This is a genomic window from Bordetella genomosp. 11 (genome assembly GCF_002261215.1).
Lineage (GTDB): Bacteria > Pseudomonadota > Gammaproteobacteria > Burkholderiales > Burkholderiaceae_B > Bordetella_C.
On the sequence record NZ_NEVS01000004.1, the window covers coordinates 2963731 to 2980080 of the forward strand.

Genomic DNA, 16350 nt, shown 5'->3' on the forward strand with positions numbered 1-16350 from the left:
TCGAAAAATAAATTTCTCATCCGCTGTAACCCGCGGTCCGTCTCCTCCGAATTAGCTTGTGTATCCGTCACGGATACCTTCCAAGCCCACTTACCGGAGAGACCCATGTCCGCAAAAACCACCGTGACTTCCGCCCTGCTGGCCAGCGCTGTCGCCAGCATCTTCGCGTCCATCGCCCATGCCGCTCCCCTGACTCAGGCGGAAGCCAACGCCGCCCTGGCCGCGCACAAGGAAAAGTGCTACGGGGTTGCCCTGAAAGGCCAGAACGATTGCGCCGCCGGCCCCGGCACCACCTGCCAGGGCACGTCCACCATGGACTTCCAGGGCAACTCATGGAAATTCGTGCAAGGCGGCACCTGCACCAGCATTCAGGTTCCGGGCGGCGGCCACGGCTCGCTTACGCCGATCAAGTCCTGATCGACGAACGACGGGAACGGGATGGTCATGAACGCCTGGACCGAATCAGCGGCACCGCGCGCGCCTGGCCGTCCCCATCGCGCCATGCCAGCCCTGCCGCTGCTCGCCGGCACCAGTCTCAAGCACGAACACCTCGCCGCCATCCTGGCGGACGATCCGGAAGGTTCGTTCTTCGAGATCCATGCCGAGAACTATATGGGCGCGGGCGGCCCGCCGCATCGGGTGCTCGCCGCCATTCGGCGGGACTACCCGCTATCCCTGCATGGCGTTTGCATGTCGATCGGCGGACCGGAGGCGCTGAACGCGCGACACCTGGCGCGTTTCCGCGATCTGGTGCTGCGATACGAACCCGTGCTGGTATCGGAACATCTCGCCTGGTCTTCCCATGGCGGAGCGTTCTACAACGACCTCCTGCCCTTGCCCTACACCGCGGATACGCTGGAACGCGTGTGCGCGCATATCGATCAGGTCCAGGAGGCTATCCGGCGTCCGTTGCTGCTGGAGAATCCATCGACCTACGTCGCCTTCGCCTCGTCGACGATGAGCGAAACGGAGTTCATCCGCGCGGTGGCGCGCCGCACCGGCTGCGGACTGCTGCTCGACGTCAACAATGTCTTCGTATCGGCGACGAATCACGGCTATCCAGCCACCGCATATCTCGATGAATTTCCGCTCGAGCACGTCGGCGAGATCCACTTGGCCGGCCACGACGAACAGCGCGACGACGAAGACGAGCCGCTGCTGATAGACAGCCACGATCGTGCCGTTGCCGATGCCGTCTGGAGTCTGTACAAGCGTGTCGTCGGGCACATCGGCCCCAGGCCGACGCTGGTCGAATGGGACAGCAACCTGCCCGACTGGCCCGTGCTGCGGGCCCAGGCGCGGACGGCCTACCGGATCATGTCCGCGCACCAGGGCACGCCGGCCGGGGAGACGGGTCATGTGGCATAAGTCCGATCGTGCACAGGACGAGGCGGTCGATCACGCGGCCTGTTTCGCGCCAGGCCTGATGGACCCGGGGCGCGCGGCGCCCGGGGATGTCATCGCCACGCATGGCAAGGGCGTGGTCAAGCGCTACAACGTCTATCGCAACAACGTCGTCGTCAGCCTGATCGACGCCCTGGCCGCCGTCTACCCGGCCGTCCAGCGCATCACGGGCGTGGACTTCTTTCGCGCGATGGCCCGCTTCCATATCCGTGCCACGCCGCCCGCATCGCCGCTGCTGTTCGAGTACGGAAGGGACTTCCCTGCCTTTATCGAGACCTACGAATACGCGCGGGATATGCCCTGGCTCGCCGATACCGCGCGAATCGAACGCGCCTGGCTGGATGCCTATCATGCCGCCGACGCCGACGCGCTCGCCGCCGAAGCGCTCGCGGCCGTTCCCCCGGAAGACCTGCCGACTGTGCGCTTCGTGCCGCACCCGGCCGCCGCGATGGTGCGATCCATCTATCCCGCCGTTTCGATATTCAGCATGAACCGGGCGGAAGGCCCGGTGACGCCGCTGTGCTCCAGCGAGGCGGAAGACGCGCTGGTGACACGCCCGGCCCATGACGTCATCGTGTCGCGCCTGCCGCCGGGCGGGGCGATCTTCCTGGCCCGCCTGCTGGAAGGCGCTCCGCTGGCCGCGGCCGCCGCGGACGCATTCAACCAGGCCGCCGGCTTCGATCTACACGCCAACCTGGCCGGGATGATCGAGGCCGGGGTATTCACCCGCATTCTTCACGGAGACCCACCATCATGTCAGCCATACCAGACAGGCGACAACCCGCTTCGCGCGGTCCCGCCAGGCTAGCCATCGCGGCGCGGCGCGCGGTCGAACGGATAAGCCAGCCCTGGCTCGTGCAGCTGCTGCTGCGCATCGCGCTGGCCGTACCGTTCTGGAAATCCGGCATCCTGAAATGGCAGGGCTTCCTGCAACTGAACGACACGGCAATCACGCTGTTCACGGACGAGTTCCAACTACATTTGCCCGGCGGACCGTATCCGTTCCCCGCACCGGCCGTCTTCGCCTTCCTGTCCGGCTGCGGTGAAGTCACATTCCCGGTGTTGCTGGTGCTGGGACTGGGAACGCGCTTCGCCGCCATCGGCGTGCTGCTGATGACCTGCGTCATCGAACTGACCGTGCCGGACGGCTGGCCCGTGCACCTGACCTGGGCGGCGATGGCGATGGGCATCGCGGCGTGGGGCCCCGGACGCGTGTCGATCGACTGGCTGCTCGGCGACCGTTCTCCCCGATCCTGAGCGGATTGCCGGAATGAGAACCCAGGATCTGGTTTCCAGACTGGCCGGCGATCTGGCGCCCATCGACCGCGGCGTGGTGCCGCGCACGCTGAACCGGGCACTGATGAGCGGGCTGGCGGGCAATACCGCCCTGCTGGTGGCTTTGCACGGCGTGGCGGGCGACATGCCGGAGCAACTGCTGACGGCCATGTTCTGGATACGGCTCGCGTTTCCCTTGGCGATCATCGCGGCGGCCTTGAAGCTGACCGAACGCCTGGGTCGTCCGGGCGCACCGCTGGCATGGGCCTGGTTCACCGCCACGGTTCCCATCGCGACCACGCTGCTGGTCGCCGCCGGCTTCCAGCTCGCGACGCCATCCGATTATCGGCTGCAATTGATAGCTGGGGACACCTGGCGGGCCACGACGGCCGGAGTGGTCTTGCTATCGCTGCCGTCGCTGGCCACGGCCATGCAGGCGATGAGACGGCTGGCCCCCACGCGCCTGATACCGGCCGGTGCGGGTGCCGGCCTGCTGGCCGGCGCGCAAGGGCTACTCGTCTATTCACTCTATTGCCCGGAAATGCCGGCGGCATTCTGGAGCGTGGGGCACGTGCTGGCGATCGCGGTTACCGCCGGCATCGGCGCCGCGCTCGCCCCCACCTGCCTGCGGTGGTAGCCCTTTCCGTTGCGTCCGTGCGCTATCCCGGCCTGGGCGTAGAATCACGAAAAAATTTTCGGGATCCCCAGCCACCGAAGCCGCCATGAACCGAGCACCGCAAAATGGATCGCCAGAGTCCGCCGAGAACAGGCTGCGTACTCTACTGATGGCCGGACTGGATGGCGACGCGCGCGCCTACCACGCCTTCCTGCAAGCGTTGGGTGCGCATCTGCGTGCATTTTTGCGCAGACGGCTGTACCGCATCCCCGACGATATCGAGGATATCGTCCAGGAAATCCTGATCGCCGTACATAACGGACGCCATACCTATCTGCCCGAACAGCCCTTGACCGCCTGGACCCACGCCATCGCCCGCTACAAGGTAGCCGACTATCTGCGTCATCGCTCGCGCCAGGATGCGCTGCACGAGCCCCTGGACGACCAGCAGGAAATCTTCGCGGAATCCGACGAGGAAGCGGCGCAGGCCCGGCGCGATGTCGACAAACTGCTGGCGCAACTGCCGGACAGGCACCGCTTGCCCATCCTGCATGTCAAGCTGCAGGGGCTTTCGGTCGCGGAGACCGCCCAGATCACGGGCCTGTCCGAATCCGCGGTGAAAGTGGGCGTGCACCGCGGGCTCAAGGCGCTGGCGGCGAAAATACGAGGCACGCTATGAAGACCGACGACATGATTTCACTGCTGGCAGCCAACGTCGTCCCGGTGGACCGAGGCGTCGTGGCGCGGCGCTATCGCTGGGGCATCCTGCTGGGCGCGCTGGGGGCCGTCCTGCTGATGGCAGAAAAATTCGGCATACGGCCCGACATCCGCCTCATGCTGGTTACGCCCCTGTTCTGGACCAAGATCGCCTTCCCGATCGCCGTGGCGGCAGCCGCGCTGCTGCTCGCCGTGCGCTTGTCGCGCCCTGGCATGCCCATCGGCCGGGCCTGGCAGTGGCTGGCCATCCCGCCGGTGCTCCTTTGGATCGCCGCGGCCGCCACACTGGCCGCCGCCGCCGCGCCGGAACGCCTTCCCATGTTGCTGGGGGCCACCTGGCGCACCTGCCCCTTCAATATCGCGCTGTTGTCGGTACCGGGTTTCATCGGCACGTTCTGGGCGATGAAGGGGCTCGCACCCACGCGCCTGCGCGTGGCCGGCGCTGTCTCGGGGCTGCTGGCCGGCGCCATAGCGACCATCGCCTATTGCCTGCACTGCCCGGAAATGGGCGTCGCGTTCTGGGCCATATGGTATGTCGCCGGCATGCTGCTGCCTGCGTTGGTGGGCGCCCTGCTCGGCCCGCGGCTACTGCGCTGGTAGGCATAAAAATGCCCGCGCCGCGCGGTGCTTCCCATCGGGGAATGGCCGCCCGGCGCGGGCGCCGGCACGTTGGCCGGCGGCTCCGCACGCCAACCCGGCGTCAGCCCTTGGCGCTCGGATTGACTTTGCCGGCCAGGCCGGTCAGCTTCTCGTCGGTGGATTTTTCTTCCTGCAGCGTCTCCAGCAAGAGCTTCAGCGCGTCCTGCTGACCCAGTTGCTTGGCGAGCGCGGCCAGCGTGCCGTAGCTGGCGATCTCGTAGTGCTCCACCTTTTGCGCGGCCCCGATCAGGGCCGCGTCGAGCACCGCGCCCTTCTCGATTTCATCGATGATTTCCTTGCCTTCCTCGACCAGGCCTTCCATGGCCATGCACTTAACGCGCTTGAGTCGCAGCTCGGACTTCTCCACGATCTGGTCGATACGCTCGATCTGTCCTTGCGTCTCCTGCAAATGCGATTCGAAGGCCGCCTTCAAGTCGGGATTGGTGGCCGCGCGGGCCATCTTGGGCAAGGCCTTGGTAAGTTGTTTTTCGGCGCTATAGATATCGGACAGCTCATGCAGAAAAAGATCCTGAAGGGTTTTCGCAGCCATGAATGTGCTCCTGTACTGGATGATGTGTAGCGGATGATTTGTTTGACGAACGCAGCGCGTCTTGCCTGGTTCGCGGCACATCGATGCAAGCGACATGCCCGTCATCGCGCGTGGCGTAGCAGCGGCCGGCGACGCGGAAACGCATCGCGTACGGCACGGCATGGGTCGCCATTGCCGCGCATGTCGGCGCCCTCGTCGACCGGGAATACCGGTTGCGTAGGGGGTGGGTCGATCGCGAGCAGCGGGCTCGCGGCACAGATCCCCAACGGAGGACTTATGTTCGCTCACAACAAGCGATTGCAGTACACGGTGCGCGTCCAGGAAACGAATCCTGGATTGGCCAACCTGCTTCTGGAGCAGTTTGGCGGGCCGCAGGGCGAACTCGCGGCCGCGATGCGCTATTTCACCCAATACGTCGCCGAGGAAGACGCGGGCCGCAAGGACATGCTCATCGACATCGCGACCGAGGAACTGAGTCACCTCGAAGTGATCGGTACGCTGGTGGCCATGCTGAACAAGGGCGCGAAGGGCAAGCTGGCCGAAGCCGTGGATTCCGAAGCGGAGCTCTACCGTGCGATCCACGGGGCGGGCAACGATTCGCACGTCACGCAGGTGCTGTACGGCGGCGGCCCCGCGCTGACCAATTCGGGCGGCCAGCTGTGGAACGCGGGCTACATCGACTCCATCGGCGATCCGGCCTGTGATCTGCGTTCCAACATCGCCGCGGAATCGCGCGCGAAGATCATCTACGAACGGCTGATCAATGTCACCGACGATCCCGGGGTCAAGGATGCATTGACGTTCCTGATGACACGCGAAGTGTCGCACCAGAAGTCGTTCGAAAAAGCGCTGTACTCGATGCAGCCGAATTTCCCGCCGGGCAAGCTGCCGCCGGATCCGCGTTTCGCCAATACGTACTTCAACTTGTCGGAAGGAGAAGGCGACACGCGCGGGCCGTGGAACAGCGACGAGAACTTCCAGTTCGTCGCGAGCGCCGCCGAGGCCGGCCCCCAGGATGGCGACGGCACGGCCAGTGTGAAGAAGTTGACGACGGAAGAAACCCAGGCGCTGCAAGGCCTGGTCGCGCGCACCGCGTCCGATCCGAAATCCAATCCGGAAACCGGGGCGGAACTCGGAGCGGGCAAAGCGACTCGTCCGAAGAAGTAATGCCCGCGCCCTGTTGACGCGGAAAGACGCCTCGCCCCGGCCTTGGCCGGGGCGGCGGACGCCGGCACGGATCGTTGCCGTTGCCCCGACCTATCTGCTCATGCGTGCGCCCGGCGATATACTGTTTATCCATACAGTATAAGTTGCTCTACCATGCCGCTGCGGCCACCCCTCACCCATCACGATCTCGCGCGTATCCGCGCCCGCTACGAGGTGACGCCGGATCGCGCTCCCTGTGCTTACCAGGACGATATCGTCTGGCGCGACATCATCGCCCTCCTTCATGAAATCAAGCGCCTGCGCGCGATGCTGCTGCGCGCGGAGCAACTGCGCGACAGATTCCCGAAACCCGCCAATTGCCTGGACCACGTCTGGGAGAAATTCCAGAGCGACCTGGCGGCGGAGCCCTGCGTCCAGGAGTTGGGGCAGATCAAGGCCGAACTGACAGCGCCGCGAAAAAGAAAATAAGCGGACACGGCAAGGCGGCACGCCCGCGCCATGCCGGTTCGCCGCAAGGCACGTCATTTGCTCTACCATCAGGCCCGTGTGGGACTGGGAGACAACGATGGATCGCCTATTCGCAAAATTCGCCAACGCAACGGCGCGCGCGGCCGGCAGTCCATACGCATTCATTGCCTGCGTCCTGCTGGTCCTGGTCTGGGCCGCCACCGGCCCCATATTCCACTACTCCGAAACCTGGCAGCTGATCATCAACACCGGCACGACCATCATTACCTTCCTGATGGTCTTCCTGATCCAGAACACCCAGAATCGCGACGGGCACGCCTTGCAGACGAAGCTGGACGAACTCATCCGGACATCGAACGCCGAGGACGAGTTCATGGGAATAGAAAAGCTCACTGACAAAGAGCTGGAAGTGCTGCATGCCCGATGCGAGGCGGCCGCCAGGTCGTACCAGACCGGCCTGGAAAAAGCGCGCAGCGAACGGGAAAGGCGGTCGCGCGCGAAGTCCCGTCATCGCGAAAGAGCTGAACGGCCCTGACATCGCGGCGGGTCGCCATGTACCCCCGCCACCGCCAGCCGGTACGGCCTCGCCGCGCCTACCGGCAAGCTCAGCAATAACCCTAGCCCTGCGGGTTATCCCTCTTCCATGCGATGTTGAAGCGCCGCAAGCTGTCGACAGACGACAGTTGTGCAGCGCCCGTACCCCGGCCGCCGTTCGGGCCGGGCCACCAACGCCACGAAGGTGAGTCCATGGCAGTGCAAACCCTGCAGCAGCGCCCCCGCTCCATGTCCGAGGAAGAGCGCCAAATGCGCGTCGACCTCGCGGCCGCCTATCGGCTGGTCGCCCATTACGGTATGGACGACAGCATCTACACCCACATCTCCGCGCGCGTGCCGGGCACGGAAGACCAGTTCCTGATCAACCCCTTCGGCATGCTGTTTCGCGACATCACCGCATCCTCCCTGGTCAAGATCGACCTGGAAGGCCGCATCGTCGAACCCAACGGCCATGACGTGAATCCCGCCGGCTTCACCATCCATAGCGCCGTGCATTTGGCGCGACATGACGCTGCCTGCGTCCTGCACACCCATACCGTCGCGGGCGTGGCGGTATCTTCGCTGGCTTGCGGCCTTCAGCCATGCAACCAATGGGCGCTGCAGTTCTACAACCGCGTCGTCTACCACGAGTACGAAGGCATCGCCCTGGATCACGACGAGCGACGGCGCCTGATCGAGGACCTGGGCCCCCACGCGCGCGCCATGATCCTGCGCAACCATGGCCTGCTGACCTTGGGGCGCACCGTGGCCGAGGCTTTCATCCTGCATGTGAACCTGGAGCGCGCCTGCCGCGTGCAGATGGCGATCCAGGCCAGCGGCCAGCCCATCCAGCCCGTGAGCGACGAAGTCGCCGAGCGCACTGCCCGCCAGTACGAAAGCGGCGACAGCAACCGCCTGCCGGGACACGGCGACCCGCATGCGCGCGAATGGCGCGCGATGCTCCAGCGCCTGGAGCCGCCCACCAGCGCCTCGTACCGGGACTGACGTCCCCCCGCGCGGGCGCCCGGACGCGCGCGCGCCCTATCCATTTCGCTTATCCAGAAGGATCCGCCAGTCATGAATCGTCGTGAGCTAATGAAGCTGGGCGCCGCCGGCCTGGGCATTTCCATCGCAGGGGTTCCCTTGTCAGCGCTGGCGCAAGCCAGGAAGGGCGGTACCCTGAACGTGATCGTGCAACCGGAACCGCCGGGACTGATGCTGGGCATCATCCAGAACGGCCCCGCCCAGATGGTGGCCGGCAATATCTACGAAGGCCTGCTGCGCTACGACGAGAAACTGCAGCCGCACCCGCAACTGGCCACGTCGTGGACCATGAGCGACGACGGCCTGACCTATACCTTCAAGCTCAAGCCGGACGTCAGCTGGCATGACGGCAAGCCCTTCACCGCCGACGACGTGGTGTTTTCCGTCGACGTTTTCCTGCGCAAGACCCACGCGCGGCTGCGCGGCAATCTGGACGCCGTGGACACCATCAAGGCCCTGGACCCGCTCACTGTCGAGTTCAAGCTGAAGTATCCCTTCGGGCCTTTCATGGGCCTGTTCGAAAACGGCACCATGCCCATGGTGCCCAAGCATATCTACGAAGGCACGGACTTCCTCGCCAACCCGGCCAATAACACGCCCATCGGGACGGGCCCCTTCAAGTTCAAGGAATGGGTGAAAGGTTCGTACATCCACCTGGTGGCCAACGACAAGTACCACATCAAGGACCTGCCCCTGGTCGACAATGTCTACTTCCATGTGATCCCCGATGCCGCCTCGCGCGCTGCGGCCTTCGAATCGGGCAAGGTCGACATCGTGCCGGGCGGGGCGGTGGAGTTCTTCGACGTCGCGCGGCTGGCCAAGCTGCCCGGCGCGGCCGTCACGACCAAGGGCTGGGAGTTCTTCGCCCCGCAATCGTGGCTGTGGCTCAACAACCGCAAGGCGCCGATGGACAACGTCAAGTTCCGGCAGGCCGTCATGTATGCGATCAACCGCGACGCCATGGTCAAGATCGCCTACCAGGGTTATGCCAAGGTCGCCACCGGCCCCTTCAACAGCCACATCAAGTACTACAGCGACGATGTGGCCAAATATCCGCACGACCTGAACAAGGCCAAACAGTTGCTGGCGGAATCCGGCTACAAGGGCGAACCGCTGCGCCTGCTGCCCCTGCCCTATGGCGAGACCTGGCAGCGCCAGGCGGAGATCGTGCGGCAGAACCTGATGCAGGCGGGGGTCAAGATCGACATCACGCCCACGGATGTCGCGGGCTGGAACCAGCGGCTGAACGAATGGGATTACGACATCGCGTTCACCTATGTGTACCAGTACGGCGACCCGGCGCTGGGGGTCGCGCGCAACTACACCAGCAGCACCATCGCCAAGGGTTCGCCGTTCAACAACGTCGAGGGCTATCGCAATCCCAAGGTGGACGAACTGTTCGCTGGCGCGGCGCGGGCGGTCGATCCGAAGCAACGGGCCGAACTCTATCTGCAGGTGCAGAAAATCCTGTTGCAGGACGTGCCGGTGGCCTGGCTGCACGAGATCGAGTTTCCCACCCTGTACCGCACCAAGGTGCATGACCCGGTCAGTTCCGCCATCGGATTGAACGACAGCCTCAGCCGCGCCTGGCTCGGTTGACCCGCGAGCGATGAGACGCCTGCAATTCATGCTGACCCGGCTGGCTCAGGGCCTCGCGGCCCTGATGCTGATCGCCACCGTCAATTTCCTGCTGATACGCGCCGCCCCGGGCGATCCGGTAGCGGTCATGGCGGGCGAGGCCGGCGCTTCGGACGCGCAGTTCGTGTCGCAGCTGCGCCGGCAGTTCGGCCTGGACCAACCCCTGGGCACCCAGCTGTTCACCTACCTGGAGCACGTCGTCCACCTGGACCTGGGATATTCGTACCGCCAGCAGCAGCCCGTGATCGATCTGATCGCGGACCGCCTGCCGGCGACGCTGCTGCTGACCGGCAGCGCTTTCGTGTTATCGCTTGCCCTTGGGGTGTTGGCGGGCGCGCTGGCCAGCCGCCGCGCCGGCAGTTGGGTGGACAGCCTGGTCACCGTGGTCTCGCTGGTGTTCTACGCGACTCCGCTCTACTGGCTGGCGATGATGGCGGTACTGCTGTTCACCGTCAAACTCGGCGTCCTGCCCGGCTTCGGCTACTTCACCGTGGGCGCGGACCTGCACGGCATGGCCCTGGCATGGGATATCGCCAAGCATCTGGTCCTGCCGGCGCTGACGCTGGCGCTGTTCTATATGGCCGTCTATGCACGCATGACGCGCGCCTCGATGCTGGAGGTGGCGCAAATGGATTTCGTCAAGACCGCGCGCGCCAAGGGCCTGCGGCCTGGCCGGATACAGCGTGCCCATATCCTGCGCAATGCCTTGCTGCCCGTGGTGACGCTGGCGGGCATCCAGGCCGGCAGCCTGATAGGCGGCGCGGTCCTGACGGAAACCGTATTCGCCTGGCCGGGTATCGGCCGGCTGATGTTCGATGCGTTGATGCAGCGCGACTACAACCTGCTGCTGGGCTGCTTCCTGGTAGCGGCGGCCATGGCGGTGGTCTTCAACCTGATCACCGATTTCGTCTACACCTTGGTCGATCCGCGCATCGAGTTGAACTAGAGGCTGCCCACCATGCCTGGGCGGAACAAAGGGGAAAACCCATGAGCAGTGCATTCTGGCGGCGCTTCTGCCGCAACAAGGGCGCGGTGATCGGCCTGCTGGTGCTGATCGCGGCCGCGGGGGCGGCCATCTTCGGGCCCATGTTTGCCCCCGGCAACCCCTGGGATATGACGCAGATGCCCTTCCTGGCGCCGGGCGCCGAGCCGGGCGTCCTGATGGGCACGGACACCCTGGGCCGCGACATCCTGTCCGGCGTCATTTATGGCGCCCGGGTCTCGCTGCTGATCGGCGTGGTGTCCACCGCGGTATCGGTAGTGATCGGCGTGGGCATCGGCGCCGTGGCCGGCTACTTCGGCCGTTGGATCGACGCGGCGCTGATGCGCTTCACCGAACTGTTCCAGTGCGTACCCAGTTTCGCGCTGGCCATCGTGCTGGTTGCCATCTTCCAGCCCTCCGTGCGATCCATCGTGGCGGCGATAGGCGTGGTGTCCTGGCCTCCGGTGGCCCGCCTGGTGCGCGGGGAATTCCTGACCCTGAGGCAGCGCGATTTCGTCGCCGCCGCGCGCCTGGCGGGCCAATCGACCCCACGCATCATCCTGACGCAAATCCTGCCCAACGCGGCGTCGCCCATCGTGGTGATGGCCTCGCTGATGGTGGCCACCAGCATCCTGCTGGAATCCAGCCTGAGCTTCCTGGGCCTGGGCGACCCCAACGAGATAAGCTGGGGCTACATGGTCGGCTCCGCGCGCAGCGTGCTGCAGCAGGCGTGGTGGATGGCGGTATTCCCCGGCCTGGCCATCCTGCTGACCGTCCTGGCGCTGAACCTGGTGGGCGAGGGCCTGAACGACGGGCTGAACGCCCGGCTGGACGGGAGAAACCGATGAGCGTGGCCATCGCGCCTGGCGTGGGCGGCGATACGGCGCCGGTGCTGGAGGTACAGGGCCTGAGCATCCGGCTGCCCAAGGGCGGCGATCGCGAGCTGGCGGTACGCGAGGCTTCGTTTTCCATCCTGCCCGGCCAGACGCTGTGCGTCGTCGGCGAATCCGGCTCGGGCAAGTCGATGATCGCCAATGCCGTCATGGGCCTGCTGCCGCGGCCCGCCGTGCAACCCGTTGCCGGCCGCATTCTGTTCGAAGGGCAGGATCTGCTGACCCTGGATGAAGGCCGGCTGCGCGCGCTGCGGGGCTGCCGCATGGGCATGGTCTTCCAGGAACCGATGTCCGCGCTGAATCCCGTCATGCGCATCGGCGAGCAAATCGCCGAAGTCTTCGACGCGCACATCAAGCTGCCCGCCGCGGAAAAACGCCGCCGCATCGTCGCCGCCCTGGCCGATGTGGGGCTGCCCGATCCGGAACTGCTGATGGACGCCTATCCCTTCCGGCTGTCCGGCGGACAACGGCAACGCGTCATGATCGCCTGCGCCCTGGCGCTGGAGCCGCGGCTGCTGATCGCCGACGAGCCGACCACGGCGCTGGACGTGACCACGCAGGCGCAGATCCTAGCGTTGATGCGCGAGCTGCAGCGGCGCCGGGGCACCGCCCTGCTTTTCATCACCCACGATTTCGGGGTGGTCGCGGAGATCGCCGACCACGTCGTGGTCATGCAGACCGGGAATGTGGTGGAAGCCGGCCCCGCGGCCCAAGTGCTGTCGCACCCCCGCCAGCCCTACACGCGGCAGCTGATCGCCGCCATCCCGCACGGCACGCCGCGCCCCGCCGAGACGCCGGATTCGCTGCATGTCCTTCAGGTACAAGGGCTATGCAAAACCTATGCGACGGCAGGCAGCCTGTTTCGCCGCGGCCGAGAGGTGCAGGCCGCCAGCGACGTCAGCTTCACGCTGCGCCGTGGGCAGACCCTGGGACTGGTGGGAGAGTCCGGCTCCGGCAAATCCACGGTGGGACGCTGCATCGTCGGCCTGCAGCCGTTCGATGGCGGGCGCATCCTGTTCAAAGGCCAGAACCTGCTTTCCGGGCCGCGTTTCCAGGAACAATCCCAGGGCCGCATCCAGATGGTGTTCCAGGATCCCTATGCGTCCTTGAACCCTCGCCATCGCATCGGCGCGGCCATCGCCGCCGGGCCCATCGCCCAAGGCACCCCGAAAAAGCAGGCCATGGCAAAGGCCATCGAACTGCTGCGCCTGGTCGGACTGGGGCCGGAGGCCGCCGATCGCTATCCGCATGAATTCTCCGGCGGGCAGCGCCAGCGTATCGGCATCGCGCGCGCCCTGGCCATGGAGCCGGAACTGCTGGTCGCCGACGAACCGGTTTCCGCGCTGGACGTTTCCGTCCAGGCCCAGGTCCTGGAACTGTTCGCCCGCGTGCGCGAGCAGTTCAAGCTGGCCATGGTGTTCATCACCCACGATCTGCGCGTGGCCGGCGAAATGTGCGATCACATCGCCGTCATGCAGCGCGGGCGAATCGTCGAATACGGCGCCACCGCCGAAGTGCTGCGCGACCCGCAACATGCGTATACGCGCACGTTGATCGATGCCGTGCCCAGGCTGGCGCGCATCGAAGATGCGCAGGCCCGGATGGCGTAAAGGAAAGACGGAACGACGATGACCGATATCCCGATGAACGACGCGGACATGGCAGCCTTGGGCGCCGACGCGCCCGCCGCCGCATTCGAGGGCCGGCGCCCGCGCGTTGCCTTGCTTAGCACACAGCTCGATATGGCATATCTGCTGCCGGCCTTCGCCGAGCTGTTTCCCGAGGCCGAAGTATGTGTGCAGGCTGCGCTGGGCGACCTGCGGACGATCGACGCGGCGGTGTGCTGGATGCCGCCGCGCGGCCTGCTGGCCCGCATGCCCGGGCTGAAGCTGATACAGTCCATCGCCGCCGGCATCGATCACATCACCGGCGACCCCGCGCTGCCCCCGGTGCCCTTGTGCCGCATGGTCGATACCGACCTGGCGGCGAGCATGGCGGCCTACGTGTGCTGGGCGGTGACGCACCGGCAACGCCACATGCAGGACTATGTGGCCTCGGCCGCGGCGCACGTGTGGCAGGAGCAGCCCGTGGAACCGCCCGGCGCCCACCGCGTGGGCATCGCCGGCCTGGGCGCCCTGGGGACACGCTGCGCGCTTGCCTTGCATGCCATCGGCTACCGCGTCAGCGGCTGGAGCCGCACCGCCAAGTCCGGGCTGCCTGGCGACATCGCGCTATTCCACGGCGAGTCACAGCGCGCGGCCTTCCTGGCCGACTGCGACACCCTGGTCTGCCTGTTGCCTTACACGCCGGAAACCCACGGCATCCTGGACGCGGAATCCTTCGCGCGCTTGCCCCGGGGCGCCCACCTGATCAACGTAGGCCGTGGCGCCCACGTGGTGGAAGGCGACCTGCTGCGCGCCCTGGACGACGGTCAACTGGGCTACGCCACACTGGACACCTTCACGGAGGAACCGCTGCCGGCGGACCATCCCTACTGGACGCATCCCCGGGTATTGGTCACGCCGCACATCGCCTCGCGCACGCCCGCGCGTGCGATCGCGCGCCTGACCAGGATCAACCTGGCGCGGGTCCTGCAGGGCAATGCCGCCATGGTGGCCGTCGACCCGGCCCGGGGTTACTGAGATGAAAGCTCCCGCGGCCGCCGCCACCGTTGCCGATGGACCCACCACCTCCGTGCGCAACGGGATTGCGCTGTTTCTCGCCGCCTTGTGCGCCTTCGCCACCTACGATGCTTTTTGCAAGCAGATGCTGGCGACCTATTCGTCGCCCTTCATGAATCTGACGCGCTACATCGCGGTCAGCACGATCGCCCTGCTCTGGCTGGCGCGAGACGCGCGCCACGGCCTGCCATGGCGCGTGTGGCGCGCGCCGCATCGCCGATTGCTGCTGGCGCGCAGCGTGGCGCTGGCCGCCGTGGCGACTGCCTTCATGACGGCCCTGACCATCATGCCGCTGGCCGAGGCGACGGCGATCTATTTCACCTCGCCCCTGATCATGGTGGCGCTCTCGCCGTGGCTGCTGGGCGAGCGGGTCGGTCCCATGCAATGGAGCGCCGTCATCGCCGGCTTCGCGGGCATGCTGCTTATCGTGCGGCCTGGCGGCGACCTGCCGTGGGCGGGGACCGTGCTGATGGCCATCGCCGCGGTGTGCTATGCGTTCTTCCAGCTGTTGACGCGCCGGCTCTCGGGCCTGGTGCCCGCGCCGGTGCAATACGCCTACATGGCCCTGGCCTGCCTGGTCATCACCGGCACGCCCGCCTTCTTTGTCCTGCCCTCTCCATGGCCCGAATGGCCGCAGCTTCTGCTGCTGCTCGCCGGCGGCGCGTGCAGCGGCCTGGCCCAGCTGCTATTGCTGGCCGCCTTCCGCCGCGTTCAGGCGTCCGTCCTTGCCCCCTTGAACTATATCCAGCTGATGCTGGCCGTCCTGATCAGCGCCTTCTGGTTCGACAGGCCGCCCGACGCCGTCGCAATGGCCGGCATCGCGCTCATCATAGGCAGCGGCGCATGGCTGGCGCTGCCCCGGGCGCGGCCTGCGGCCGACGGTGGCGGCAGCGGCGTGGCAATATGCGAACAAGCAGCCGCCCGTCGCGATCCGCCCCCCGGCGTACCCCACAGCGGCAAGTCCACGGCCCCATAAATAATGAACACAACCACGACGCAGGACGACGTTGGGGGCTTCGCCTCCATTTCGAGCACCGATCTGGTGGCCGAGGTCGAAGCCCAGTTGATACACGCGATCGCCGAAGGCCGCCTGCCGCCGGGCGGCCGCATCGTCGAGGCCGATCTGGCGCGCCGCATGGGCATCAGCCGCGCGCCCGTGCGGGAAGCCGCGCGCCGCCTGGAGCGCCAGGGCATTGTCGTCGCCCGCCCTCGCCACGGGTTCACGGTGCGGACCATCACCGCCAGCGAGATCGACGACCTGTACCAGGTACGCCTGCATATGGAGCTGCAAGCGGTCGAGCTCGCCTGCAGGAACGCCGACGATGCGGGCATGCAGCGCTTGCAGGCGGCACTGGCGCGCATGGTGGCCGGGGCCGCCACGACACCCCAGACGCAGCGGGTGATGCGCGACCTGGAGTTCCATACCTTGATCTGCGAGCTCTCGGGCAACGGCTACCTGCTGCGCCTGTTCATGAATATGCGCACGGAGCTGCGCATGATCATGGCGCTGATCGAGCTGGCCTACCAGGATCCGCAGCGCGTCGCCGAAACGCACCAGCCCATCGTTGACTGCCTGCGCAGGCGCGATGTGGACGCGGCATCGGCGGCGATGCGCCTGCATCTGGAAGACGCGCGGCTGCACGTGCGCGCGCTTTACCAGGAAAAGCATGGCGTCGGAGAGCAGCCGCCGGCCTGCTCCGCCGTCGACACGAGGACAGCGGCGTAACGCCGCGGCATAAGGA

The 16350-nt window shown here is 66.2% G+C and carries 19 protein-coding genes; 18 read left to right on the plus strand and 1 reads right to left on the minus strand.

Annotated features, from left to right (window positions below):
• Window positions 1-105: 105 nt before the first annotated feature.
• From CAL28_RS21005 to CAL28_RS21035, 7 genes are all read left to right on the plus strand, one after another.
• Window positions 106-417, plus strand: coding sequence for a BufA1 family periplasmic bufferin-type metallophore (locus CAL28_RS21005; RefSeq protein WP_094843139.1), 312 nt, complete (start codon window positions 106-108; stop codon window positions 415-417).
• A gap of 84 nt (window positions 418-501) precedes the next feature.
• Window positions 502-1368 (plus strand): MNIO family bufferin maturase, encoded by an 867-nt coding sequence (gene bufB, locus CAL28_RS21010; protein ID WP_254926309.1) that lies wholly within the window; start codon window positions 502-504, stop codon window positions 1366-1368.
• Entirely contained in the window at window positions 1358-2212 is an 855-nt protein-coding gene (locus CAL28_RS21015; protein ID WP_094843140.1) for an HvfC/BufC N-terminal domain-containing protein, read from the plus strand. Before bufB ends, CAL28_RS21015 begins: the two co-directional genes overlap by 11 nt.
• Window positions 2158-2661: a DoxX family protein gene (locus CAL28_RS21020; RefSeq protein ID WP_094843141.1), complete on the plus strand. Its 504-nt coding sequence runs from the start codon at window positions 2158-2160 to the stop codon at window positions 2659-2661. Before CAL28_RS21015 ends, CAL28_RS21020 begins: the two co-directional genes overlap by 55 nt.
• Window positions 2662-2674: 13 nt before the next feature.
• Window positions 2675-3316, plus strand: coding sequence for a DUF1109 domain-containing protein (locus CAL28_RS21025; protein ID WP_094843142.1), 642 nt, complete (start codon window positions 2675-2677; stop codon window positions 3314-3316).
• An 85-nt stretch (window positions 3317-3401) separates the two neighbouring features.
• Window positions 3402-3974, plus strand: a complete 573-nt coding sequence (locus CAL28_RS21030; RefSeq protein WP_094843143.1) for a sigma-70 family RNA polymerase sigma factor — start codon at window positions 3402-3404, stop codon at window positions 3972-3974.
• Window positions 3971-4612 carry a DUF1109 domain-containing protein gene (locus CAL28_RS21035; RefSeq protein ID WP_094843144.1) on the plus strand — a complete coding sequence of 214 codons (642 nt, stop codon included), beginning with the start codon at window positions 3971-3973 and terminating at the stop codon, window positions 4610-4612. The genes CAL28_RS21030 and CAL28_RS21035 overlap by 4 nt, the downstream gene beginning before the upstream one ends.
• A 100-nt stretch (window positions 4613-4712) precedes the next feature.
• Here the strand turns inward: CAL28_RS21035 and CAL28_RS21040 are convergent, their stop codons facing one another.
• Window positions 4713-5201, minus strand: coding sequence for a YciE/YciF ferroxidase family protein (locus tag CAL28_RS21040; RefSeq protein ID WP_094843145.1), 489 nt, complete (start codon window positions 5199-5201; stop codon window positions 4713-4715).
• A 276-nt stretch (window positions 5202-5477) separates the two neighbouring features.
• Here CAL28_RS21040 and CAL28_RS21045 point away from each other — a divergent pair, with 276 nt between their 5' ends.
• From CAL28_RS21045 to CAL28_RS21095, 11 genes are all read left to right on the plus strand, one after another.
• Window positions 5478-6368 carry a manganese catalase family protein gene (locus tag CAL28_RS21045; protein ID WP_094843146.1) on the plus strand — a complete coding sequence of 297 codons (891 nt, stop codon included), beginning with the start codon at window positions 5478-5480 and terminating at the stop codon, window positions 6366-6368.
• Window positions 6369-6521: 153 nt separating this feature from the next.
• Window positions 6522-6836, plus strand: coding sequence for a hypothetical protein (locus CAL28_RS21050; RefSeq protein ID WP_094843147.1), 315 nt, complete (start codon window positions 6522-6524; stop codon window positions 6834-6836).
• A 97-nt stretch (window positions 6837-6933) separates the two neighbouring features.
• Window positions 6934-7371: a low affinity iron permease family protein gene (locus tag CAL28_RS21055; protein WP_094843148.1), complete on the plus strand. Its 438-nt coding sequence runs from the start codon at window positions 6934-6936 to the stop codon at window positions 7369-7371.
• Window positions 7372-7583: 212 nt separating this feature from the next.
• Window positions 7584-8375, plus strand: a complete 792-nt coding sequence (locus CAL28_RS21060; RefSeq protein WP_094843149.1) for a class II aldolase/adducin family protein — start codon at window positions 7584-7586, stop codon at window positions 8373-8375.
• Between the two features lie 72 nt (window positions 8376-8447).
• Window positions 8448-10013: an ABC transporter substrate-binding protein gene (locus tag CAL28_RS21065; protein ID WP_094843150.1), complete on the plus strand. Its 1566-nt coding sequence runs from the start codon at window positions 8448-8450 to the stop codon at window positions 10011-10013.
• Between the two features lie 10 nt (window positions 10014-10023).
• Window positions 10024-10998, plus strand: a complete 975-nt coding sequence (locus CAL28_RS21070; RefSeq protein WP_094843151.1) for an ABC transporter permease — start codon at window positions 10024-10026, stop codon at window positions 10996-10998.
• 41 nt (window positions 10999-11039) lie between these two features.
• Window positions 11040-11882: an ABC transporter permease gene (locus CAL28_RS21075; RefSeq protein WP_094843152.1), complete on the plus strand. Its 843-nt coding sequence runs from the start codon at window positions 11040-11042 to the stop codon at window positions 11880-11882.
• Window positions 11879-13537 (plus strand): ABC transporter ATP-binding protein, encoded by a 1659-nt coding sequence (locus tag CAL28_RS21080; protein WP_094843153.1) that lies wholly within the window; start codon window positions 11879-11881, stop codon window positions 13535-13537. Before CAL28_RS21075 ends, CAL28_RS21080 begins: the two co-directional genes overlap by 4 nt.
• Before the next feature lie 18 nt (window positions 13538-13555).
• Window positions 13556-14569 (plus strand): 2-hydroxyacid dehydrogenase, encoded by a 1014-nt coding sequence (locus CAL28_RS21085; RefSeq protein WP_369597681.1) that lies wholly within the window; start codon window positions 13556-13558, stop codon window positions 14567-14569.
• A 1-nt stretch (window position 14570) separates the two neighbouring features.
• On the plus strand, window positions 14571-15584 hold the full coding sequence (locus tag CAL28_RS21090; RefSeq protein ID WP_094843154.1) for a DMT family transporter: 1014 nt from the start codon (window positions 14571-14573) through the stop codon (window positions 15582-15584).
• A 3-nt stretch (window positions 15585-15587) separates the two neighbouring features.
• Window positions 15588-16334, plus strand: coding sequence for a GntR family transcriptional regulator (locus tag CAL28_RS21095; protein WP_094843155.1), 747 nt, complete (start codon window positions 15588-15590; stop codon window positions 16332-16334).
• Window positions 16335-16350 lie beyond the last annotated feature (16 nt).

Excerpts from the sequence above, each read along its gene's own strand:
- CAL28_RS21075 (WP_094843152.1), top strand. The coding sequence starts at position 11,040 with ATGAGCAGTGCATTCTGGCGGCGCTTCTGCCGCAACAAGGGCGCGGTG.
- bufB (WP_254926309.1), top strand. The coding sequence starts at position 502 with ATGCCAGCCCTGCCGCTGCTCGCCGGCACCAGTCTCAAGCACGAACAC.
- CAL28_RS21035 (WP_094843144.1), top strand. The coding sequence starts at position 3,971 with ATGAAGACCGACGACATGATTTCACTGCTGGCAGCCAACGTCGTCCCG.
- CAL28_RS21005 (WP_094843139.1), top strand. The coding sequence starts at position 106 with ATGTCCGCAAAAACCACCGTGACTTCCGCCCTGCTGGCCAGCGCTGTC.
- CAL28_RS21055 (WP_094843148.1), top strand. The coding sequence starts at position 6,934 with ATGGATCGCCTATTCGCAAAATTCGCCAACGCAACGGCGCGCGCGGCC.
- CAL28_RS21050 (WP_094843147.1), top strand. The coding sequence starts at position 6,522 with ATGCCGCTGCGGCCACCCCTCACCCATCACGATCTCGCGCGTATCCGC.
- CAL28_RS21065 (WP_094843150.1), top strand. The coding sequence starts at position 8,448 with ATGAATCGTCGTGAGCTAATGAAGCTGGGCGCCGCCGGCCTGGGCATT.
- CAL28_RS21090 (WP_094843154.1), top strand. The coding sequence starts at position 14,571 with ATGAAAGCTCCCGCGGCCGCCGCCACCGTTGCCGATGGACCCACCACC.
- CAL28_RS21045 (WP_094843146.1), top strand. The coding sequence starts at position 5,478 with ATGTTCGCTCACAACAAGCGATTGCAGTACACGGTGCGCGTCCAGGAA.
- CAL28_RS21020 (WP_094843141.1), top strand. The coding sequence starts at position 2,158 with ATGTCAGCCATACCAGACAGGCGACAACCCGCTTCGCGCGGTCCCGCC.
- CAL28_RS21025 (WP_094843142.1), top strand. The coding sequence starts at position 2,675 with ATGAGAACCCAGGATCTGGTTTCCAGACTGGCCGGCGATCTGGCGCCC.
- CAL28_RS21060 (WP_094843149.1), top strand. The coding sequence starts at position 7,584 with ATGGCAGTGCAAACCCTGCAGCAGCGCCCCCGCTCCATGTCCGAGGAA.
- CAL28_RS21015 (WP_094843140.1), top strand. The coding sequence starts at position 1,358 with ATGTGGCATAAGTCCGATCGTGCACAGGACGAGGCGGTCGATCACGCG.
- CAL28_RS21030 (WP_094843143.1), top strand. The coding sequence starts at position 3,402 with ATGAACCGAGCACCGCAAAATGGATCGCCAGAGTCCGCCGAGAACAGG.
- CAL28_RS21040 (WP_094843145.1), bottom strand. The coding sequence starts at position 5,201 with ATGGCTGCGAAAACCCTTCAGGATCTTTTTCTGCATGAGCTGTCCGAT.
- CAL28_RS21085 (WP_369597681.1), top strand. The coding sequence starts at position 13,556 with ATGACCGATATCCCGATGAACGACGCGGACATGGCAGCCTTGGGCGCC.
- CAL28_RS21080 (WP_094843153.1), top strand. The coding sequence starts at position 11,879 with ATGAGCGTGGCCATCGCGCCTGGCGTGGGCGGCGATACGGCGCCGGTG.
- CAL28_RS21070 (WP_094843151.1), top strand. The coding sequence starts at position 10,024 with ATGAGACGCCTGCAATTCATGCTGACCCGGCTGGCTCAGGGCCTCGCG.
- CAL28_RS21095 (WP_094843155.1), top strand. The coding sequence starts at position 15,588 with ATGAACACAACCACGACGCAGGACGACGTTGGGGGCTTCGCCTCCATT.